The following is an 18,774-nucleotide window of genomic DNA, read 5'->3' on the forward strand; positions in this document are numbered from 1 at the left end:
GGGGATCAGCTTTCCAGGACGAGGGGGCAGGCGTCGTGGTAGCGAAGGGCGAACGAGCCGCTGAGAACGTGGACCCGAGGCCCATCGCGCATCCGGTCGATGCGGACCACGCCGGATTCAACAAAGATGCACTCGGCGTCGGCCAGCAGTGAACGCAGTAGGGCGACGAGGTCGGGCTTGCTCAGGGGGATCGGGAAGAGCGCGGAAGTCGAGGGCGTCACCTCGATCAGATTGCAGGTGGAGTCGCCAGTGGCGACGATGCTGACAGTCATGGAAGTCTCCGAATGAAGGGGCGCGACGGGCCGAAAGGACGCAGGCCCGCCGCTGATCTTGAGGGCATGGTCACGATACAACCTCAGGTGGTGGCGGTTCGACCGGAGTTTCGGGTAGCAGTGACGTCGGGCGGCAGTCAGGCGGGGCGACAGGAAGGCGGGGTGCCAGGATCGACGGCGCAGGGGCGGTGGACTGAGGGGCACAGAAGCGCGTCAGAGAGGGGGGTGTCGGCGTTTGCCCCATCGTGGTGGGGGAAACGTGGGGAAGGGGTAGAGACGACGCGGTCTCGCGGTCTCTGATGGGATTTCGCGATGCAAGGGTGGCGGTGGGCTATTTGGCGCGGTTGAATCTTCTATATCTGCCCGGGCCTAGGGTGCTGCGCTCAGAGAAGGGGGTCGATCCCACGCGCGACCCAGGCAGTTTGCAAAACTACCGCCGTTGCAAGGACCCCTGATCCCTAACCGATTGATCGGCAAGTGGATTGCTGCCTAGGCAACGTCATTCGACATGATGCAGAGGCAAGATAACCTCGCAGAAATGCACAGACATCGGATCGCTGCCGGGAGTGTGGTCACATCTCTGCACAGATGCGCAGCATCAACCAGGGCGCGATGCGGGCATCAATACGCCGGCGCACGCATGAACATAAAAAATCATAACACACACCAGAACCAAGTCGGCATCGCTCAAGCCATCTGTTATTTTTTTTTGTGCACATGCGCGCTCGCGCGCCATTACCCTGCGCATCAGCCAGCAGCACGCCATCTGCCTCGCGCCGATCCGGTCCTAGAACACCCTGCCCAATACCTCCCACCCTGGTCGCAGCAGCCCGCCCGCTGCCCGTATGATCGCGATACGCGATCCAACGGAGATACCCGACATGACGTACCATCACCGCACCGGCCCGGACGCCCGCCGCCTCGGCACCCCGAACGCCCCCGGCCCGATGACCTACACGCCGGAACAACTCGACATGCTCCGGCACCACTTCGAGCGCTGCGGCGCACCGACCAATCGCATCGGCCTTGACCACTGGCTCGCAACCCAGGTGCCGGACGCCTTGCGCGAAAGCGTCATGGCCCAGCTGTTCCCCGGCCCGATCACCCATCGCGACTATGCCCAAGACCTGATTAACACGGGCATCCCGCTTCATGCTGTCCGCCAATCGCTCGCCATGGTCATGGCACCTGCCGACCGTGAGAAGCTCCTGGCCGAAGTCGTCGCGGCGAAGAAGCCCTACGACTTTTTGCACCATCGGATCGCCGTCGGGCAGGACGTTAGGGGCGAACGGGAAGCGCGCGCCGAGGCTGCAACCAAGGCGCGCGCAAGGCAGCTTGAGGCCGCCTGATCAATCGAGACTGTGGAGGCGGAGCCTGAACTTCGCCTCCTCGAACCGGCGCTCTGCCGCCAGCAAAGCCTCCTGGGCGCGGTCGAGTGCATCCTCGCTGTCTGCATCGCGAACGGCCTTTTCCAGACCCTCGCGCTCTTTCACGAACTGCCGCCCGAGATCGGCCAGATCACGGGTATAGGCGTTCTCGACCGGATAAACGCCCCTGTTCAGCGACTCGAGGAAGAAGTAGGTGCCCCGGTCCCAACCCTGCTTCTCGCGCTCGGTCGGTGACCGCCAAGTCACGCCGTCTTCCGACGTTTCGATGATCTCCCGATCACCGTCGGCCCGCCGCGTTTTCGGGTCCCAATAGGTGCGAATCCGCTCCCTGTAGAACCGGCCATAGAGCTCCTCGTTCAGGTCCTTCGGCGAGTCTTCGTCACGCCGGTCACCCCACCTCTTTTGCTCGATCACCTCGTAGGGATCGAAAGGCGGTTGGAACTTGGGCACGGCCCGCGGGAAGCCATCTGCAACCATCTGGTCAAACTCGCGGCCGTAGTGGTCCCGCAATTCCTTCGAGCGATCTCCCCAAAGCCACAGCGGGTCCCCAGGGTCGGTCAGGTCGATCAGATTGGCGCTGTAGTTGGCCCCGAGGTCGAGCAGGTCCTGGTAGAGCAGGCGCGCCTCCTCGACTGGCATCCCCATCTCGACGACGAGGTGGTAGAAGTGCGACGAGATGTTGTCCGGGTCAAAGTCGGGAGGCCCATCGTTCAAAGCCCGCACGATCTTGAGGTGGAACTTATTGCCTTGAGACCGAAGCTCTGCGCGTTCGCAAGCGGCCTTCACGCGCGACCACCATTCATCGACCTTTGCCTTGACCTCGGCCACCTTGTCCTTGCCAAGCGCTGCGCCCGAGTACCAATTCTTGAACGAGCCGAGCGGGATCGAGAGCTTCAACACCTCATACCACCAAGGCGCACCCGCGATCTGCTTCATCCAGGGCACAAGCTGGTCTGCGTCGGGCGGATCGTCGGCAGGCACATACTTGCGGGGGTGCGCGATCTGGTCTGCCATCACCGCTTCAAGCCGGTCAACGAGGCCGGCCCAGGACTGCTTTCCATTCAGCGCCCGGTTCCAGGAACTGTAGTCCTTGGCCTCGTCGAACCAGTCTTCTTCGAATTCTTGGTTGGCGAGATCGACGATGCGCTGCTTCGTGACGTTGAACCGCAGGAGCCGTTCCGTGTCAGACGTGCCAAAGGTCGAGAGCTCGCGCTCTTCTTGATGCTTGCCCATCACCGATGCTCCCTGATCCAGTCAATCAGGTCGTCCCGCAGGTAGCGGATGACACGATCATTGACGCGCGAGTACTTGGGACCCGTCGCGTCCTTGCGCCAACGGAACAAGCTCTCGACGGTTACGGAAAGGAACTCGGCTGCTTCTGCCGGGGTCATGACTTCGGGGGCCTGCTGACGCAGGACAAGGGAACGCAGATCAGCGATCTGCTGAGAAAGGTCTGCCATGGGATACTCCAACGATGGCGATTGCAAGGGATGCCTCTGAGGGCGGTTCTCTCTGCGTTGCAGTCGCCTGGCATTCCTTCCCTAGAGGGCGAGTGCAGCCGGGACCAACGCCACCGTTGATGCCGACAAGTTAGGCAGTCGCCTGGCGGATTTCAATGACATTGGCAGGAGACAATCCGATCCGCTTGTTGATGACCGAGGCAATCGCGTTCGCGACCTTGCGCTGCCGCTCCACTGGAACCGTGCCATAAAACCCGAGAGAGCGCGTCTCGCCGCCGCTGAGAACGTGCCCTGTCAGCCACCGCAACACCATCTCGCGCGTGTCCACGTCGTGAGTTGCCTCGTCCCAGAGGTGACGCATATCGCCGGGGTCACTCAGAGGCAGGTCGTCGAGCTGGTCAAGCGGGCCGCGCGCGTCACCGACGATCCGGCGCGACGGGAAGACCCAGTCGCAATCGTCGAACCGAATCTCGCGCAGGCGCTGGAACCACTCTTTCACCTGGTCCGCCATGGCGATCAGGCGCTTCTCCTTGACCTTCTTCTGGCCCGTCGTCGCCATCATCGTGCCCGCGTCGAGGTCGATGTCTGCCCAGGTCAACGCGCGCAACATCGTCTCGCGCTGGCCCGTGAACCAGCGGATCTTCCACAGCAGGCGCTTGTGCTCGTTCTCGACCTGTTCGATCTCGGCCCAGCGGTCGGCCCAGGGGATCGAGAAGTCGATCTTGCGCTTCTGCATCTTGGGCAGGGTGGCGAGCTTCGGGGTCAGGGTCGGCAGACGCTTGTTCAGCATCCGCTCTGCCCGCTTGAACGTGATCCCGAGGACGACGTTGACCTTGTGGGCGGCGAAGGGCTTCTCGTTCACCAGGTCGTCGAGCGCCCGCTGGATCGCCGCCGTGTCGATCTCGTCCATCTTGTCGTCGGCCCAGGTCGCCAGGTACTTGTCGAAGGCGCGAGTGTAGCTGTCATCCGTTCGCGCATGGATCGCGCCGCCGAGCGATGCGGGCCGCGCGCGACGGTAGCCCATCTCCTTGTCGAAGGCCTCGCGCAGTGTCGGGACGCCTGCGCGCTCGACGGCTTTCTCCGCCTTCGTCGCGACCTTGCCCTCCTTCACGTCGAGCATGACCTTGCCGACCTGGTCCTTGGCCCAGGCGCAGTGCATCCCGCGCGGTGCCCACTGGCCGAGTTTGACGCGCCGGGTCTTCTGCGTCGCGGGGTCCCACTTGACGACGTACCAGGTCTTCGTCCCGCCCGGCGTGACCGACAACTGCAACCCCTTGGCACCAGGGTCTGAATACCAGGTCATCGCATCGGCCTTCAGCTTGGCGACGGCGGTGTCTGTGAAGCGGATCTGAGGCATCTCGTAAGTCCTTGCAACTGGTGATTATTTGCAAGGTTCACGATACGTTCCAACACCAGTCTAACCCAACCGATAATTGGTCAAGCACCTGATTTTGTTGGCATTTGTTGGTGTAAGCCTACCGTATGTTGGTGGCTTTTTCGCATTACGAATGACGTGCTCTACCAGCTGAGCTACAGCGGCACGCTTCCTTGGGCTGCCGCAGAGGTGGCAGCCTTACAGCGGCTGCGTTTAAACGGTCGGGCGGGTTCGTGCAAGGGTCAAAACGGCATCTGGCCGGGGCTTTGGCAGGGGAGGCCCGCCGTGCAGTCTGTGTCCAATAATTAGGCGAATGGCCCAAGAAATCGGCGGATGGCGCCCGAACTGGGGCATCCGTTGCCTGAATGGGGCGGCAGGCTTGGGATTCGGCGGCGGGGCGACGCAACCTTGCGCCTGATGCCCGAGGAGGCCCCGTGTTCGATCTGACCGCAGAACCCAGGATGCAGCGCAGCCACGGCCGGGCCCGGGTGGGTTTTGCCATGACGGGTGGTGCGGTGCGGCTGACCGATTTGCAACAGGCCGGTTCGGGCAAGGCGATGCTGCCAAGGGTGGCCGGGCCGGTGCCGGAGGTGGTGTTTCTGAACACCTCGGGTGGACTGACCGGCGGCGACCGGCTGGATTTCACGGTCGCGGTTGGTGCTGATGCCCGGGTTTCCGCCACCACCCAGACGGCAGAGCGCGCCTATGCCAGCACCGGCGGCATGGCCGAGGTGCGGGTGCGGGCGCAGGTGGACGCGGGGGGTCGGCTGGACTGGCTGCCGCAGGAAACCATCCTTTACGAGGCAAGCCGCCTGAGCCGCCACACCGAGATTGATCTGAGTGGCGAGGCGAGTTGTCTGATGGCCGAGGCGGTGGTTCTTGGCCGCCACGCCATGGGAGAAGAGCCCAAGGACGCCACGCTGCACGACCGCCGCGTGATCCGCCGCGACGGGCGCCCGATCTGGGCCGAAAGCCTGATGCTGGACGCGCAGGCGCTGCGCCGTCAGCAAAGCCCGGCCCTGCTGGGCGGGGCACGGGCGATGGCGGTTCTGGCGCTGGTGGCGCGGGGTGCCGAAGACGCGCTGGCCGCCTTGCGGGCCGTGTTGAATGAGCCGGGCTGCACCGCCGCCGCTTCCGGTTGGGACGGGCGGCTGGTGCTGCGGGTGCTGGCGCGCGACGGCTGGCCGCTGCGGCGGCAGATGGCGCGGGCGATCCGCGTGCTGACGGGGCGGCCCTTGCCCCGGGTCTGGCAGATGCAGGGAGAGACCAGATGAACCTGACCCCGCGCGAACGGGAAAAGCTGTTGGTCAGCGTCGCCGCCATGGTGGCGCGTGGCAGGCTGGCCCGGGGCGTCAAGCTGAACCACCCCGAGGCAATTGCCCTGATCACCGATTTCGTGGTCGAGGGTGCCCGCGATGGCCGTTCGGTCGCTGACCTGATGTCGGCGGGGGCGCATGTGATTTCCCGCGACCAATGCATGGAGGGGATCGCCGAAATGATCCACTCGGTTCAGGTCGAGGCCACCTTTCCCGACGGGACCAAGCTGGTCACCGTTCACCACCCGATCCGCTGAGAGGTTTCCGATGCTGCGCAAACTGACGCTTGCTGCCGCCCTGCTGGCCCCCAACGCCGCGCTGGCCCATACCGGGCATGGGGCAGGCAGTTTCATTGCCGGGATGGGGCATCCTGTTTCCGGGCTGGACCATATCCTTGCCATGCTGGCCGTGGGTCTCTGGGCGGCGCAGATCGGCGGGCGGGCACTCTGGGCGGCGCCTGCCGCCTTTGTCGGCGCGATGCTGGCGGGCGGGGCGATGGGTGCCGCGGGCCTGCCCTTTCCGGCGGTTGAGCCGATGATCCTTGCCTCGATTGTCATTCTGGGTGCGCTGATCGCGCTGGCGGTGCGCTTGCCGCTGATGGCGGCCTTGCCGGTGCTGGCGCTGTTCGGCGCTGCCCATGGCTGGGCCCATGGCGCCGAAGGGCCTGCGAGCGGGATGCTGGTCTATGACGCAGGCTTTGCCGTGATGACGGCAGCGCTGCACGGTGCGGGGCTTCTGGCGGGGCTGGGTCTGCACAAGCTCGCCGGAATGCGCGTGACCCGCGCGCTGGGCGGTCTGACGGCGGCGGCGGGCCTTGCGCTGGCCATCGGGGGGTAAGGCAATGATCCCCGGAGAGATTTTCCCGGCAGAGGGCGACATTCTGGTGAACGCGGGCCAGCCCGCGATCACGCTGATGGTGGCCAATACCGGCGACCGTCCGGTGCAGGTCGGCAGCCACTATCACTTTGCCGAGACGAATCCCGGCCTGTCCTTTGACCGTGAGGCGGCGCGGGGGATGCGGCTGGACATCGCGGCGGGAACCGCGGTGCGGTTTGAGCCGGGGCAGAGCCGCGAGGTGCGGCTGGTGCCTTATGGCGGTTACAGAAAGGTGTTTGGCTTCAACAGCAAGGTAATGGGCGCCCTCTAGACACATACAGGAGACCAGCATGTTCCCGATGATGACCCCGATTGATGCCATTGGCCTGTCGTTGCGCGCAGGCATGATGTTCGGCCAGAGCCAGACGCTCCGGATGGCGCGGATGATGGAGATGCAGGGTTTCTGGGCAGGCTATCCAAGGCTTGCCACCTCGGCGCCGGTCGCCGAAGAGGAACTTGTGGTCGATGCCGAAGATGCGCCGCCAGCCGTGCTGGCCCCGCTGACCGAGGCTCATGCCGAAACGGTCGTGGCCGCGGCGGTTGAGGTGATCGAAGACATTCCTGCCGAACCGGAATCTGAACCGCTGCCCGAACCGGAGCCCGTCACGCTTGTGGCCGAACCGCCGCCCGCCGCCGTTCTGGTTGAACCCCCCGCTGTGGCGGAAGTCGAAACGCTCGCCCCTGCGCCTGCCGAACCTGCCGCGCCGGAGCATCCCATTGTCGCCGCCGAACCGCCGCAGCCTGCCCCGGCTGCCGCAGCCAAGCCCAAGCATGCCAAGAAACCCGCCTCCCGCGCGGAGTGACAGGAGCTTCCATTGCCCGCAACCATCTCTCGCCTTGATTATGCTGCGATGTATGGACCGACCACCGGCGACCGCATTCGCCTTGGCGACACCGAGCTGATCATTGAGGTCGAGCGTGATCTGATCGCCGAACGCACCGGCGCCGCCACCCGCGGCGCCAACGGTCCGCTTTATGGCGAAGAGGTCAAGTTCGGCGGCGGCAAGGTGATCCGCGATGGCATGGGCCAAAGCCAGATCACCCGGGCCGGCGGCGCGGTGGATACGGTGATCACCAACGCGCTGATTCTGGATCATTCCGGCATCTACAAGGCCGATGTCGGGTTGCGTGACGGGCTGATCCACAAGATCGGCAAAGCGGGCAACCCCGACACCCAGCCGGGGGTGGATATCATCATCGGCCCGGGAACCGAGATCATCGCGGGCGAGGGGCGGATTCTGACCGCCGGGGGGCTGGACACCCATATCCACTTCATCTGCCCGCAGCAGGTGGAAGATGCGCTGCATTCCGGCATCACCACCATGCTGGGCGGCGGCACCGGCCCGGCGCATGGCACGCTGGCCACCACCTGCACGCCGGGGCCGTGGCATATCCAGCGGATGCTGATGGCCGCCGACAGTCTGCCAATGAACATCGGCTTTGCCGGCAAGGGCAACGCCAGCCTGCCCGAAGGGCTTGAGGAACAGGTCCGCGCCGGGGCCTGCGCCCTGAAACTGCATGAGGATTGGGGCACCACTCCCACCGCCATCGACAATTGCCTGAACGTGGCCGATGCGATGGACGTGCAGGTGATGATCCACACCGACACGCTGAACGAAAGCGGCTTTGTGGAAAACACCCTAGCCGCGATCCGGGGCCGCACGATCCATGCCTATCACACCGAAGGCGCGGGCGGTGGCCATGCGCCCGACATCATCAAGGTGGTGGGCAGCGCCAATGTCCTGCCGTCCTCCACCAACCCGACGCGGCCCTATACGGTGAACACCATCGAAGAGCATCTGGATATGCTGATGGTCTGTCACCACCTTGACCGCTCGATCCCCGAGGATGTGGCCTTTGCCGAAAGCCGCATCCGCAAGGAAACCATCGCGGCCGAAGACATCCTGCACGATCTGGGTGCTTTCAGCGTGATTTCCTCGGACAGTCAGGCGATGGGCCGGATTGGCGAGGTGATCACACGCTGCTGGCAGACCGCCCACAAGATGAAGGTGCAGCGCGGGCGGCTTGAGGGCGAGCAGGGTGAGAATGACAACCTGCGCGCCCGCCGCTATGTTGCCAAATACACCATCAACCCCGCCATCGCCCATGGCCTGTCGCGCCATGTTGGCAGCATCGCCGAAGGCAAGCGCGCCGATCTGGTGCTGTGGTCCCCTGCGTTCTTTGGCGCCAAGCCGGAAATGGTGCTGATGGGCGGCATGATCGTGGTGGCGCAGATGGGCGACCCCAACGGCTCGATCCCGGTGCAGCCGATGTATTCCCGCCCGATGTTCGGCGCGCTGGGCAAAGCTAAACATGCTTCGGCGGTCAGTTTTGTCTCTAATGCGGCCTATAGTGACGATATTGGCGGCAAACTGGGGCTGGGCAAGACGGTGCTGGCGGTGGAGCATACCCGCGACATTGGCAAGGCGGATATGGTGCTGAACCATGCCACGCCGCAGATCGAGGTGAACCCCGAAACCTATGAGGTGCGGGCGGATGGCGTCTTGCTGACTTGCGAACCGGCGCGGGAATTGCCGCTGGCGCAGCGGTATTTCTTGTTCTGACAGGATTTGTCATGGCAGCGGCGATTGCGGCAAAAGGGCGGGGCGCCTATTCTGGGCACCTCAACTTCATCCGAGAAACCCCATGAAAACCAAAGTGATTGCTACTCTGCTGGCCCTGCTTCCGGGTCTGGCCCAAGCCCGCTGCGTGACGGCGGAAGACCTTGCCACCGGCATCACCTTCAAGCGGCAGGATGGGCGCACCGGCCTTGCCCAAAAGACCGATGGCGGCGTGACGGTCGATTACGCGACCAACCCGCAGGGCGCCTGGCAAGACCTCCGCAAGACCGACCGCGGCATCTATGAAAAGACCTGGGCCTGGACGCCGACCGAAGAATATTACGTCGGCGGTGGGCCGGGTGGCGCTTGGCAATATGCCATACAAGGCAAACCGCCGGTGCCCGAGGCAGGGGCGACCTGGAAAACCACGGTGCGCGTGACCGAGTCGCATTATGACGGCACCGAAAGCGGTGGGCCGGTGCTGAAATACCCGCTCAAGGCGGTCTACAGCTTTCAAGCGGTGAAAGAGGCGAAACTGTCGGGTTGCACCTATCGCGTTCAGCCGGTCGAGGCGACCTTTACCGGCAAGAACAATCACTTCACCCGCCGCTGGATCTATTTCCCCGATCTTGGCTTTGGCCTTGAAACCCGGATGACCGACCATGCCGGCGGCGAAGACCGCCAGTTGGGCCTGACCGCTCTGAAGCCGAAAGGATAAACCATGCTGCCCGCCCGTCAGATCGTTCGTCAGGGTGCCGCCGGAGCGGACGAGCGGGTGGTGCTGTCCTATGACGAACGGTTCTTGCGGCGCAAACGGCTGGTCTGCGAAAGCGGCGCCTCGGTGATGGTCGATCTGGCCGAAACCGTCTCGCTGGAAGATGGCGATGCTTTGGTGACCGATACGGGGCAGCGGGTGGCGGTGGTCGCGGCGCAAGAGCCGGTGATCGAGGTGCGCGGGCCAAATTTGGCCCGGCTCGCCTGGCATATCGGCAACCGCCATACGCCTTGTCAGGTGGATGAGGGCCATCTGGTGATCCGCCGTGACCATGTGCTTGAGGCGATGCTGCGCGGCTTGGGCGCCGATCTCACGCCGGTCATCGCGCCCTTCCGGCCCGAAGGCGGCGCCTATGGCCATGGGCGCACCATGGGGCATGACCATTTTCATGGCCATTGAGGCGGACAGGCTCCGGCTGGCGCAGCTTCTGTCGCCCGCCTTTCCGATCGGCGCCTTTGCCCATTCGCAGGGGCTTGAGGCGGCGATTTCAGCCGGGTTGGTGACAGATGAGGCCAGTCTGCGCGACTGGATCGAAGGGGCGATCCTGCACGGTTCCGGTCGGATGGATGCGATCTTTCTGACCTTGGCCCGGGCGCCCGGCGCCGATCTGCCCGCACTGGCCGATCTTGCACGCGCCTATATGCCCAGCCTTGGCCGTGCGCGCGAAGCCGAGGAACTTGGCCGGGCCTTTGGCGCGCAGATGGCGGCCATCACGGGACAAGAGTCGCCGCTTCTCCCCCTGCCACTGGCGATAGGGCTTGCGACGCGGGGGCTGGAGGTTGGCGATGGCGAGGTGCTGGCGCTTTGGTTGCAGGGGCTGGCGGCACAGCTTGTGTCGGTCGCGGTGCGCTTCATGCCGCTGGGGCAAAGCGCGGGGCAGCGGCTGATCTCGGGTCTTGCGCCGCTGATCGTGCAGGCGGCGGCGGATTATGCGCGGCTTGGGCTGGATGATCTGGGAAGTTGCACCATCGGCGCCGATATCGCCTCGATGACACAGGAAACGCTTGAGGTAAGGATCTTCCGCTCATGACCAATCCCCATGGACCCTTGCGCGTCGGTATCGGCGGCCCGGTGGGTGCCGGCAAGACCACCCTGACCGAGCAACTGTGCCGCGCGCTGGCCAGCCGCTGCGACATGGCGGTGATTACCAATGACATCTACACCCGCGAGGATGCCGAATATCTGATGCGGGCGCAGGTTCTGCCGGTGGAACGTATCCGGGGCGTGGAAACCGGCGGCTGTCCCCATACCGCGATCCGTGAAGATGCCAGCATCAACCTTGCCGCCGTGGCCGATCTGCGCGGCGCCTTTCCGGCGCTGGACCTGATCCTGATTGAATCGGGGGGCGACAATCTGGCGGCAACCTACAGCCCAGAACTGGCGGACCTGACGATCTATGTGATCGACACGGCCGCAGGGCAGGACATTCCGCGCAAACGCGGACCGGGTCTGGCGAAATCCGATTTGCTGGTGGTGAACAAGACCGATCTGGCGCCCTATGTCGGCGTGGATATCGGCCTGCTTGAGGCGGATACCCGCGCGGCGCGGGGGGCCCGGCCCTATGTCATGGCCCGGCTGCGGCAGGGCCATGGTGTTGCAGAGGTCGTGGCGTTCCTGTGCGAGGAAGGCGGTCTGACCCTGCGCGATCAGCCGAAGAGTTGAGCGAGCAGGGTGCCCAGCGTGAAGGCCGCAACAACCAGCGTCAGCCGGAAATAGTGGCGGGCCTCAGCCAGATCGGCGGCAGCCTGTTCGCGGAACAGGCGCGTGGCTTCGAACGGAAGCGGTGAATCGGCGACAGACATAAGCAACCCCTTTCCTGCCAGACGAACCAGCGAAGCGCGGCGGCTTGTGGCCGACAACGCGGTCAAGAGGCTCAGTCTTCTGCCCGGACCCTTAACGAGGGTTAACGCATCGCCCTGCATCTTGACGTTTTGCCAGAAAAACCCGCAAAGGCGGCAGAAATTGGGCAATCCCGGAACATTTTCAGCGACAGTCCGGCTCAAACCCGTCAATCGCGGCCAGCGCCTCTTCCGCGGTTTCGACAAACTGGAACAGCGATAGGTCTTCGGGGTTGATCACGCCCTCCTCGGCGAGGAAATTCCAGTCCAGAACCCGCTCCCACCAGTCGCGGCCAAAGAGCAGGAACGGCACCCGCTTCATCCGCTTGGTCTGGATCAGGGTCAGGCTTTCAAACATCTCATCCAGCGTGCCGAAACCGCCGGGGAAAATGCAGATCGCCTTGGCCCGCATCAGGAAATGCATCTTGCGGATGGCGAAATAGTGGAAGTTGAACGACAGGTCCGGCGTGACATAGGCATTCGGCGCCTGTTCATGCGGCAGAACGATGTTGAGCCCGATGGAATCACCCCCGGCCTCTTCGGCGCCGCGGTTGCCCGCCTCCATGATGCCGGGGCCGCCGCCGGTGATCACCACATCCTCGTGGCCATAGCTTTGCAGGCTGCGTTCGGTCACCAGCCGGGCCAGCCGCCGCGCCTCTTCATACCAGCGCGACAGACCCGCCGCCTTGCCGGGTTGCCCCGGAGCCGGAATGCGTGCGCTGCCCATCACCACGATGGTAGACCGGATACCGCGCTCATCCATGATCATCTGCGGCTTCAGCAGCTCAAGCTGCAGCCGCACCGGGCGCAGCTCTTCGCGGGTCATGAAATCGCGGTCGGCGAAGGCCAGCCGATAGGCGGGCGCCCGGGTCTGCGGCGTATCCGGCAGCCGGCGGGTGGCGGCGATATCTTCGTTCGAGTCGCGGAACGGATGGCTGCGGGGTTCGTCTTTCATTGGGCACTCGGCAAATTGCTGATATGCTTACAAGGCATAGCGGCAGATGGGGACCGCTGCCACCTGAACTTGAGCAAGGCAATGACCGCAGCCCGGATGCATGAGGGAGAAACGCCCGTCACGCTGCAGCAGGCCGCAGCCCTTGTCGCGGCGCAGTTTCCGGAATGGGCGGGTTTGCCGCTGGCCTATGCCGGGGCCGGTGGCACCGATAACCGGCTGATACGGCTGGGCGAGGATATGGTTCTGCGCTTCCCGCGCACACCGGGGGCGGCGGCGCAAATGGCCGCTGAAGCGCGCTGGTTGCCGTGGCTCGCGCCGCAACTGCCGCTGGAGGTGCCCGCACCGCTGGCGTTCGGGCAGCCGGGAGAGGGCTATTCCCATCCCTGGCAGGTCCTGCAGTGGATCGCCGGGGCGAATGCGCTCGTGGCGCCGCCTGCCGACGATCTTGCCGCTTCCGGGGCACTGGCAGGCTTCGTGGCGGCTTTGCGGGCCATTCCGGTGCCACCCGACGCGCCCCTGATGCCCGAGGGCGGCCATCTGTGCCCGCGTGACGCCTTCACGCGCCAGATGATCGCCCGCATCACCGACGAGGCTGACCCGGCCGAGGTGATGCGCCTCTGGCACGCGGCGCTGGCCTTGCCGGTCTGGAAGGGGCCGCCGGTGCTTGTTCATGCCGATCTGCATCCGCTGAACCTGCTGACGCAACAAGGCAGGCTTGCCGTCGTGATTGACTGGGGCGCCTTTTGTGCCGGTGATCCGGCGCATGATCTGATCTGCGGCTGGATGGTTCTGGGCCCGGCAGGCCGCGCACATTTCCGCAACCTGCTCGGGGTCGATGAGGCCACATGGGCGCGGGGGCGGGCTCTGGCCTTTTCCAAGGCGGTGATGGCGGCGCCCTATTATCGCAACAGCAACCCGGCCCTGCATGGCGTGATGCGCCGGGCCCTGCAGCACACAATGGACGACTGGCCGAGGTGAGTTGCGCAGATCGCCCTCTCTGGCTATGGAGGGCAGGTATTTCTGGGGAGATCGACATGACTTTTGCCGCGCTGGAAGCCGCCATCGAAGCCGCATGGGAGGCCCGCGACGGCATTTCCCCCGCCACCAAGGGCGAGGCGCGCGACGCCATCGAAGCCACGCTCGAGGCGCTGGACAAAGGCAAGCTGCGGGTGGCCGAGCGTCAGGCGGATGGCAAATGGCATGTCAACCAATGGGCCAAGAAGGCGGTGCTGCTGTCGTTCCGGCTGACCGACATGTATGAGATTTCCGGCAGCAACGGCGGCTCGAACTGGTGGGACAAGGTGCCGTCCAAGTTTCAGGGCTGGACCGAGGCCGACTGGCGCGCGGCGGGGTTCCGCGCGGTTCCCGGCTCGATCGTGCGCCGCTCGGCCTATATTGCTAAGGGCGTGGTGCTGATGCCGTCTTTCGTCAACATCGGGGCTTTTGTCGATGAAGGCTCGATGGTGGATGGCTGGGCCACGGTCGGCTCTTGCGCGCAGATCGGCAAGAATGTCCACCTCTCGGGCGGCGTCGGCATCGGCGGCGTGTTGGAGCCGATGCAGGCGGGCCCGACGATCATCGAGGACAATTGCTTTATCGGTGCGCGGTCCGAAGTGGTCGAAGGCTGCATCATCCGCGAAGGTTCCGTGCTGGGAATGGGCGTGTTCATCGGCCAGTCCACCAAGATCGTGGACCGCGAAACCGGCGCGGTGATGTATGGCGAAGTGCCGGCGGGTTCGGTCGTGGTGGCGGGCTCGATGCCGTCGAAGAACGGCATCAACCTGTATTGCGCGGTGATCGTGAAAAAGGTCGATGCGCAGACCCGCTCGAAAACCTCGATCAACGAGCTGCTGCGCGACTGATCTGCCAAGGCGGCGATTGACAGGCTGTGCCCCCCGGGGCGCAGCCTGTTTTCATTTGTTCGTTCCGGGTCTGGTCGATGACGGCTCTGCATATCTATCATTCGGACAATTCGCTGTTGATGCTTGGTCTGTCCGGCCATGACATTCCCGGCCCCGTGATCCGCATTGGTTGCCGCAACAACGCCAGTTTTGTGGACCTGTTCGCGCGTCTCTTGGCGGGGCGGCAGCGGTTTGACCGCATCATCATTGATTGCCACGGCGCCCCGGGCGAAATCTCTTTCGGCGAGGATCGCAGCTTTCACGATGGCTGGTTCCGCGATCAGCGCGCCTATATGGGCGGGCAAAGCTTTGCAACGCCCGGGGCGCATATCCTGTTTTCCGGCTGCAATGTTGCCGAAGGGCCGGGCGGCTGGTCTTTCCTGACCGAAGCCGCGCGCTGCATGTTGATCGGTGTTGGCGGGCAGGCCAAAGGCTGGACCTCGGTCGGATTCGGCAATCCGCTCACCGGGCGGGTGGTGCATTTGACCGGCCATCCCCGCACGGTGCATGTTGATGGCAGCGGGCAGGTGACCCGCCGTGAAGGGGCCTGAGGTGGCGCGCTACATCCGCGCGCCGGTGCAATCCTCGATCGCCACGAAAACATCGGTCATCGCGGCATTATACAGCGACCAGCTACAAGCCCGGCCCGCGAAATCCACGTCGAATTGCTCGCTCGAATCCCTGAAGGCATCGACAGCGGACTGATCCAGCGTCAGCCAGGCCCGATCGTCATTCGCCCCGGTTGCGAAATAGAATTGCGACGCCCCGCCGTCAAAGCGCAGCGCCATCTCATCCGGGCCGTGCCCCTTCACGCCCGGAACGCTCAGGCTGTAGACGCGCTTGGTCGTTTAGGCCAGCCGCAGCATCCCGGTGCCATTGGTCAGAACGGCGGCACAACGGTCAAACCGGCCCTTCTCGAAGATGGCGATGATCTGGAAATCGCCGACGCGGGTGATCTTTTTCTCCTGCGCCTGCAACGGCAAGGCTGCTGTCAGAAACAGGGCAAGGGCGGCAAGCAGCGGACGGAATTTCATCTGGATTGGCTTTCATGGGATTGGCGGGGGGCGACGCTATCTTATCCGCGGAACTTGACAAGTGGCCGGCTTCGGGCGACCCCGGCAAAAAAGGGGAATGCCATGGAAGACGGCGAAGACAAACCGGCCAAGGTGAAACGCGCGCAGCAGGTTTACACCCTTGTCGTGGAAGTCGGCCGCAAGGCGGGCGATGGCCTGCCCGACAAGGCCACCGGCGCCGCGCTGATGATCTATGCCAGCGGCGTGGACGAGGCCGAGGCGGTGCGCGAAACCGTGGCGATCCTCAAGGATGCCGATCTCGCGCCGCTGGATGTCTCGGGCTATGGCACTTTGGACGACCGGCTGAAGGCGGGCGACGAGATCGACGGCGAAGAGCGGGCGCTGATGCAGCGGGCGCTGGACGAAAACTCGGTCGTTGTGGCGCAGATGACGCCCTTCTTCGACTGATCAGGCGCGGCGGCGCTGCCCGCCCCGACCCAGAAGCGCCATCAGCGTCATCGCCTCATAGGTCTCAAGGCAGCGGCGGGGCGCGACATCGCCCGGCACCGCCGACAACAGCGCGCAGCCATCGGCCAGCACTATGACTGGCTCTTCAAAGATCAGCGCGACCGAAGGGGCAACTGCCCGCCGCTGTTCCGCCATGGCCGACCGGCCATCGACCAGTGCGCTTGCAGGCACCAGAACCTCATCCTCGCCGAAAAGATACTCGACTTCGGGGCCTTCCAGCAGAACCATCTGATCGGAGGACACCAGAATGTCGCTGCGCTGCGGGAAATAGGGCGCCCGCAGCAGCACCGGCGCGAAAGAGCCGCAGGCCGGCAGATGCAGAGGATGCAGCGCCGCCAGCGGCCGAAGCCCGTGATCCACCGTGGCCACCAGATCGCCGGGGCGCAACTGGCCGGCGGCGACCGGGCCGCGGCTTGTTTCAATCGGAGTCCGCAACCCCATCCACGGTGCCCGGGCCGGCAGTTCGGCCCCCCGTGCCAGCCCGAACCACAACAGCGCCGGATGCCGTTGCAGCCGCTGCGGCGTGGCCGAGAGGGCGGCGACATCTTCGGGCCGCATCGGCAGGGGATTGCTGCCCGTCGCGGTCAGCACCGGGACCGACGGATCATCGACCACCTCAAGACGCAGCGACCACAGCCGCGCCGGGGCATCGAACCGCAGGCTTAACCGTCCCACGCCCTGAACCGCCGGCAAAGGTCCGGCGATAGAGTGGCGCTGCACCGCCCGCCCTTGCCGGTGCAGCAAGGACAGCCCGCTGTCGGGGTCGTGAAACAGGGTCAGCCCCCGTTCCCAGCCATCATGCGCCTTGTAATCGAACAAGAGGCAGCGCCCTTCCAGCGGCAGCGCGAATTCGGCCACGAAAAGCCCGCTCTCCGCCAGGGCAGGCAGACCGGCGGTCGGGTCACGGTCCGACAGCACCAGCCAGTCTTCGGCCATGGCAAAGCCGTCCCCCGGCGGCAATGCCACGGTGGGTCGGGTCGGGTGCCGGTCTGGTCGCGGATCGCTCAAATGCCGCCTCATCTCCCCGGATTTAACCCTGGGAGCATTGCCCCAAAGCCGACCGGATGTTGTTATCGGCAGAATCTAGGGCGGCACGGGCGGCATGTCACGGCGAAAGGCCGCCTTGCGGCACACGCTGCGGTGGTGGTGGCGGGATGGCCACAGCATTGCAGCCCGGCGGGTGCCGCGTTAACCCTTGGACATCTCATGTCAAGGAACTGCCGATGTCCTCTCCTGTCGATCCTGTCCGTCTGACCGCCGATCTGATCCGCTGCGCCTCGGTCACCCCGGCCGAGGGGGGGGCGCTGCAATTGCTGGAAAGGGAACTGACGGCAGCGGGCTTTGCCTGCACCCGGGTTGACCGTGGCGGCATCGCCAACCTTTTTGCCCGCTGGGGGGCGAAGGGGGCGAACAAGAGCTTTGGCTTCAACGGCCATACCGATGTGGTGCCGGTGGGCGATCTTGCCGCCTGGACCCATGACCCGTTCGGCGCCGAGGTGGTGGACGGCTGGATGTATGGCCGGGGCGCGACCGACATGAAATCGGGCGTGGCGGCCTTTGCCGCCGCCGCCATCGACTTTGTGCGCGAAACACCCCCGGATGGCGCGGTCATCCTGACCATCACCGGCGATGAAGAGGCCGATGCGGTGGATGGCACCGTCGCTCTGCTGGACTGGATGGCGCAGAACGGCGAGCGGATGACCCATTGCCTTGTGGGCGAGCCGACCTGCCCGAACGAGATGGGCGAGATGATGAAGATCGGGCGGCGCGGCAGCATGACCTGCTGGTTCACCGCAACCGGGGTGCAGGGCCATTCCGCCTATCCGCACCGTGCCAAAAACCCGATGAGCGCCCTTGTCCGCCTGCTCGCCCGGCTGGAGGAAAAACCGCTGGACGAGGGCACCGCGCATTTCGATGCCTCGACCCTTGCCATCACCACCATCGATTGCGGCAATCCGGCGACCAATGTGATCCCGGCGCGCGGGGCGGCCACCGTCAACATCCGTTTCAACGATCTGCATTCCGGCGCCAGCCTGTCGGAATGGCTGTCCGCCCATGCTGCGGCGGTGCAGGCGGAAACCGGCGTGCAGATCGACTGCCGCTTTCAGATTTCCGGCGAAAGCTTCCTGACGCCGCCCGGTGAACTGTCGGAGCTTATCGCCAGTGCAGTTCAGGCTGAGACCGGACGCCGCCCCGAACCCTCCACATCCGGCGGTACTTCGGATGCGCGCTTTGTCAAGGCGCACTGCCCGGTGGTGGAATTCGGGCTGGTCGGCAAAACCATGCATCAGGTGGATGAACGGGTTGAGGTGGCGCAGATCGGCCAGCTCAAGGCGATTTACGCCCGTATCCTGCGCGATTACTTCGCCTGAGCCGCGCCGGCTTCGGCTTTCATCTTGGTTTAAATATCCCCGCCGGAGGCTCCTTTGGCCGATGCAGGACGCTCCGCGGGGGATATTTGGGCCAAGATGAAATGCGGAACGTTTTCTTGGCGGGTCCGGCGTGCTAGGTCTGGG

General features: G+C 64.7%; 25 protein-coding genes. 16 read left to right on the plus strand and 9 right to left on the minus strand.

Annotated elements, in window-relative coordinates; translation table 11 throughout:
• Window positions 1-5: 5 nt before the first annotated feature.
• On the minus strand, window positions 6-272 hold the full coding sequence (locus HS053_RS17815) for a hypothetical protein (protein ID WP_174212596.1): 267 nt from the start codon (window positions 270-272) through the stop codon (window positions 6-8).
• Between the two features lie 881 nt (window positions 273-1,153).
• Here HS053_RS17815 and HS053_RS17820 point away from each other — a divergent pair.
• Window positions 1,154-1,621 (plus strand): hypothetical protein, encoded by a 468-nt coding sequence (locus tag HS053_RS17820; RefSeq protein WP_174212597.1) that lies wholly within the window; start codon window positions 1,154-1,156, stop codon window positions 1,619-1,621.
• On the opposite strand, the gene HS053_RS17825 is transcribed toward HS053_RS17820, so the two are convergent.
• The 3 genes from HS053_RS17825 to HS053_RS17835 form a co-directional block, all read right to left on the minus strand.
• Window positions 1,622-2,893, minus strand: a complete 1,272-nt coding sequence (locus HS053_RS17825; RefSeq protein ID WP_174212598.1) for a hypothetical protein — start codon at window positions 2,891-2,893, stop codon at window positions 1,622-1,624. It abuts the gene before it with no gap.
• Window positions 2,893-3,120: a helix-turn-helix transcriptional regulator gene (locus HS053_RS17830; RefSeq protein WP_206677626.1), complete on the minus strand. Its 228-nt coding sequence runs from the start codon at window positions 3,118-3,120 to the stop codon at window positions 2,893-2,895. Before HS053_RS17830 ends, HS053_RS17825 begins: the two co-directional genes overlap by 1 nt.
• Window positions 3,121-3,250: 130 nt before the next feature.
• A complete protein-coding gene (locus HS053_RS17835) occupies window positions 3,251-4,477 on the minus strand; it encodes a tyrosine-type recombinase/integrase (protein ID WP_174212599.1) in 1,227 nt (408 codons plus the stop codon).
• A 479-nt stretch (window positions 4,478-4,956) separates the two neighbouring features.
• Between HS053_RS17835 and HS053_RS17840 the strand changes: the two genes are divergently transcribed.
• The 10 genes from HS053_RS17840 (at window position 4,957) to ureG (ending at window position 11,685) form a co-directional block, all read left to right on the plus strand.
• On the plus strand, window positions 4,957-5,769 hold the full coding sequence (locus HS053_RS17840; protein ID WP_241699924.1) for an urease accessory protein UreD: 813 nt from the start codon (window positions 4,957-4,959) through the stop codon (window positions 5,767-5,769).
• Window positions 5,766-6,068 (plus strand): urease subunit gamma, encoded by a 303-nt coding sequence (locus HS053_RS17845; protein ID WP_174212601.1) that lies wholly within the window; start codon window positions 5,766-5,768, stop codon window positions 6,066-6,068. The genes HS053_RS17840 and HS053_RS17845 overlap by 4 nt, the downstream gene beginning before the upstream one ends.
• Window positions 6,069-6,078: 10 nt before the next feature.
• Window positions 6,079-6,648, plus strand: coding sequence for a HupE/UreJ family protein (locus tag HS053_RS17850; protein WP_174212602.1), 570 nt, complete (start codon window positions 6,079-6,081; stop codon window positions 6,646-6,648).
• A gap of 4 nt (window positions 6,649-6,652) precedes the next feature.
• Window positions 6,653-6,958 carry an urease subunit beta gene (locus HS053_RS17855; RefSeq protein WP_174212603.1) on the plus strand — a complete coding sequence of 102 codons (306 nt, stop codon included), beginning with the start codon at window positions 6,653-6,655 and terminating at the stop codon, window positions 6,956-6,958.
• Between the two features lie 19 nt (window positions 6,959-6,977).
• Complete coding sequence (locus HS053_RS17860; protein WP_174212604.1) at window positions 6,978-7,490, plus strand: hypothetical protein; 513 nt, start codon at window positions 6,978-6,980, stop codon at window positions 7,488-7,490.
• A gap of 12 nt (window positions 7,491-7,502) precedes the next feature.
• Complete coding sequence (gene ureC / locus HS053_RS17865) at window positions 7,503-9,251, plus strand: urease subunit alpha (protein ID WP_174212605.1); 1,749 nt, start codon at window positions 7,503-7,505, stop codon at window positions 9,249-9,251.
• An 82-nt stretch (window positions 9,252-9,333) separates the two neighbouring features.
• The gene (locus HS053_RS17870; protein ID WP_174212606.1) at window positions 9,334-9,966 is read left to right on the plus strand and encodes a hypothetical protein; all 633 of its coding nucleotides are present in this window, start codon (window positions 9,334-9,336) and stop codon (window positions 9,964-9,966) included.
• Window positions 9,967-9,969: 3 nt separating this feature from the next.
• A complete protein-coding gene (locus tag HS053_RS17875; protein WP_174212607.1) occupies window positions 9,970-10,422 on the plus strand; it encodes an urease accessory protein UreE in 453 nt (150 codons plus the stop codon).
• The gene (locus HS053_RS17880) at window positions 10,400-11,053 is read left to right on the plus strand and encodes an urease accessory protein UreF (protein WP_241699922.1); all 654 of its coding nucleotides are present in this window, start codon (window positions 10,400-10,402) and stop codon (window positions 11,051-11,053) included. The genes HS053_RS17875 and HS053_RS17880 overlap by 23 nt, the downstream gene beginning before the upstream one ends.
• A complete protein-coding gene (gene ureG, locus HS053_RS17885; protein WP_174212608.1) occupies window positions 11,050-11,685 on the plus strand; it encodes an urease accessory protein UreG in 636 nt (211 codons plus the stop codon). The genes HS053_RS17880 and ureG overlap by 4 nt, the downstream gene beginning before the upstream one ends.
• Here the strand turns inward: ureG and HS053_RS17890 are convergent.
• A complete protein-coding gene (locus HS053_RS17890) occupies window positions 11,670-12,026 on the minus strand; it encodes a hypothetical protein (RefSeq protein WP_174212609.1) in 357 nt (118 codons plus the stop codon). The two genes, ureG and HS053_RS17890, sit on opposite strands and share 16 nt — an antisense overlap.
• Complete coding sequence (locus HS053_RS17895) at window positions 12,007-12,816, minus strand: LOG family protein (protein ID WP_174212610.1); 810 nt, start codon at window positions 12,814-12,816, stop codon at window positions 12,007-12,009. Before HS053_RS17895 ends, HS053_RS17890 begins: the two co-directional genes overlap by 20 nt.
• A 96-nt stretch (window positions 12,817-12,912) precedes the next feature.
• On the opposite strand from HS053_RS17895, the gene HS053_RS17900 reads away from it, so the two are divergent.
• The 3 genes from HS053_RS17900 (at window position 12,913) to HS053_RS17910 (ending at window position 15,268) form a co-directional block, all read left to right on the plus strand.
• Complete coding sequence (locus HS053_RS17900; protein WP_174212611.1) at window positions 12,913-13,794, plus strand: aminoglycoside phosphotransferase family protein; 882 nt, start codon at window positions 12,913-12,915, stop codon at window positions 13,792-13,794.
• 56 nt (window positions 13,795-13,850) lie between these two features.
• Window positions 13,851-14,678, plus strand: coding sequence for a 2,3,4,5-tetrahydropyridine-2,6-dicarboxylate N-succinyltransferase (dapD, locus tag HS053_RS17905; RefSeq protein ID WP_174212612.1), 828 nt, complete (start codon window positions 13,851-13,853; stop codon window positions 14,676-14,678).
• A 77-nt stretch (window positions 14,679-14,755) separates the two neighbouring features.
• Window positions 14,756-15,268 (plus strand): DUF4347 domain-containing protein, encoded by a 513-nt coding sequence (locus tag HS053_RS17910; RefSeq protein WP_174212613.1) that lies wholly within the window; start codon window positions 14,756-14,758, stop codon window positions 15,266-15,268.
• A gap of 9 nt (window positions 15,269-15,277) precedes the next feature.
• On the opposite strand, the gene HS053_RS17915 is transcribed toward HS053_RS17910, so the two are convergent.
• Entirely contained in the window at window positions 15,278-15,529 is a 252-nt protein-coding gene (locus HS053_RS17915) for a hypothetical protein (RefSeq protein WP_174212614.1), read from the minus strand.
• Window positions 15,530-15,565: 36 nt separating this feature from the next.
• Window positions 15,566-15,751, minus strand: a complete 186-nt coding sequence (locus tag HS053_RS17920) for a hypothetical protein (protein ID WP_174212615.1) — start codon at window positions 15,749-15,751, stop codon at window positions 15,566-15,568.
• 102 nt (window positions 15,752-15,853) lie between these two features.
• On the opposite strand from HS053_RS17920, the gene HS053_RS17925 reads away from it, so the two are divergent.
• Complete coding sequence (locus HS053_RS17925; RefSeq protein WP_174212616.1) at window positions 15,854-16,198, plus strand: hypothetical protein; 345 nt, start codon at window positions 15,854-15,856, stop codon at window positions 16,196-16,198.
• Here the strand turns inward: HS053_RS17925 and HS053_RS17930 are convergent, their stop codons facing one another.
• Complete coding sequence (locus HS053_RS17930; RefSeq protein ID WP_174212617.1) at window positions 16,199-17,266, minus strand: Hint domain-containing protein; 1,068 nt, start codon at window positions 17,264-17,266, stop codon at window positions 16,199-16,201.
• Window positions 17,267-17,481: 215 nt separating this feature from the next.
• Here HS053_RS17930 and dapE point away from each other — a divergent pair, with 215 nt between their 5' ends.
• Window positions 17,482-18,630, plus strand: a complete 1,149-nt coding sequence (gene dapE / locus HS053_RS17935) for a succinyl-diaminopimelate desuccinylase (protein WP_174212618.1) — start codon at window positions 17,482-17,484, stop codon at window positions 18,628-18,630.
• Window positions 18,631-18,774 lie beyond the last annotated feature (144 nt).

This window comes from Tabrizicola fusiformis, from assembly GCF_013328815.1.
GTDB lineage: Bacteria > Pseudomonadota > Alphaproteobacteria > Rhodobacterales > Rhodobacteraceae > Fuscibacter.

Bases quoted from the DNA above. Each gene is read 5' to 3' on its own strand.
- HS053_RS17815 (WP_174212596.1), bottom strand. From the start codon at position 272: ATGACTGTCAGCATCGTCGCCACTGGCGACTCCACCTGCAATCTGATC.
- HS053_RS17820 (WP_174212597.1), top strand. From the start codon at position 1,154: ATGACGTACCATCACCGCACCGGCCCGGACGCCCGCCGCCTCGGCACC.
- HS053_RS17825 (WP_174212598.1), bottom strand. From the start codon at position 2,893: ATGGGCAAGCATCAAGAAGAGCGCGAGCTCTCGACCTTTGGCACGTCT.
- HS053_RS17830 (WP_206677626.1), bottom strand. From the start codon at position 3,120: ATGGCAGACCTTTCTCAGCAGATCGCTGATCTGCGTTCCCTTGTCCTG.
- HS053_RS17835 (WP_174212599.1), bottom strand. From the start codon at position 4,477: ATGCCTCAGATCCGCTTCACAGACACCGCCGTCGCCAAGCTGAAGGCC.
- HS053_RS17840 (WP_241699924.1), top strand. From the start codon at position 4,957: ATGCAGCGCAGCCACGGCCGGGCCCGGGTGGGTTTTGCCATGACGGGT.
- HS053_RS17845 (WP_174212601.1), top strand. From the start codon at position 5,766: ATGAACCTGACCCCGCGCGAACGGGAAAAGCTGTTGGTCAGCGTCGCC.
- HS053_RS17850 (WP_174212602.1), top strand. From the start codon at position 6,079: ATGCTGCGCAAACTGACGCTTGCTGCCGCCCTGCTGGCCCCCAACGCC.
- HS053_RS17855 (WP_174212603.1), top strand. From the start codon at position 6,653: ATGATCCCCGGAGAGATTTTCCCGGCAGAGGGCGACATTCTGGTGAAC.
- HS053_RS17860 (WP_174212604.1), top strand. From the start codon at position 6,978: ATGTTCCCGATGATGACCCCGATTGATGCCATTGGCCTGTCGTTGCGC.
- HS053_RS17870 (WP_174212606.1), top strand. From the start codon at position 9,334: ATGAAAACCAAAGTGATTGCTACTCTGCTGGCCCTGCTTCCGGGTCTG.
- HS053_RS17875 (WP_174212607.1), top strand. From the start codon at position 9,970: ATGCTGCCCGCCCGTCAGATCGTTCGTCAGGGTGCCGCCGGAGCGGAC.
- HS053_RS17880 (WP_241699922.1), top strand. From the start codon at position 10,400: ATGACCATTTTCATGGCCATTGAGGCGGACAGGCTCCGGCTGGCGCAG.
- ureG (WP_174212608.1), top strand. From the start codon at position 11,050: ATGACCAATCCCCATGGACCCTTGCGCGTCGGTATCGGCGGCCCGGTG.
- HS053_RS17895 (WP_174212610.1), bottom strand. From the start codon at position 12,816: ATGAAAGACGAACCCCGCAGCCATCCGTTCCGCGACTCGAACGAAGAT.
- HS053_RS17900 (WP_174212611.1), top strand. From the start codon at position 12,913: ATGCATGAGGGAGAAACGCCCGTCACGCTGCAGCAGGCCGCAGCCCTT.
- dapD (WP_174212612.1), top strand. From the start codon at position 13,851: ATGACTTTTGCCGCGCTGGAAGCCGCCATCGAAGCCGCATGGGAGGCC.
- HS053_RS17910 (WP_174212613.1), top strand. From the start codon at position 14,756: ATGACGGCTCTGCATATCTATCATTCGGACAATTCGCTGTTGATGCTT.
- HS053_RS17920 (WP_174212615.1), bottom strand. From the start codon at position 15,751: ATGAAATTCCGTCCGCTGCTTGCCGCCCTTGCCCTGTTTCTGACAGCA.
- HS053_RS17925 (WP_174212616.1), top strand. From the start codon at position 15,854: ATGGAAGACGGCGAAGACAAACCGGCCAAGGTGAAACGCGCGCAGCAG.
- dapE (WP_174212618.1), top strand. From the start codon at position 17,482: ATGTCCTCTCCTGTCGATCCTGTCCGTCTGACCGCCGATCTGATCCGC.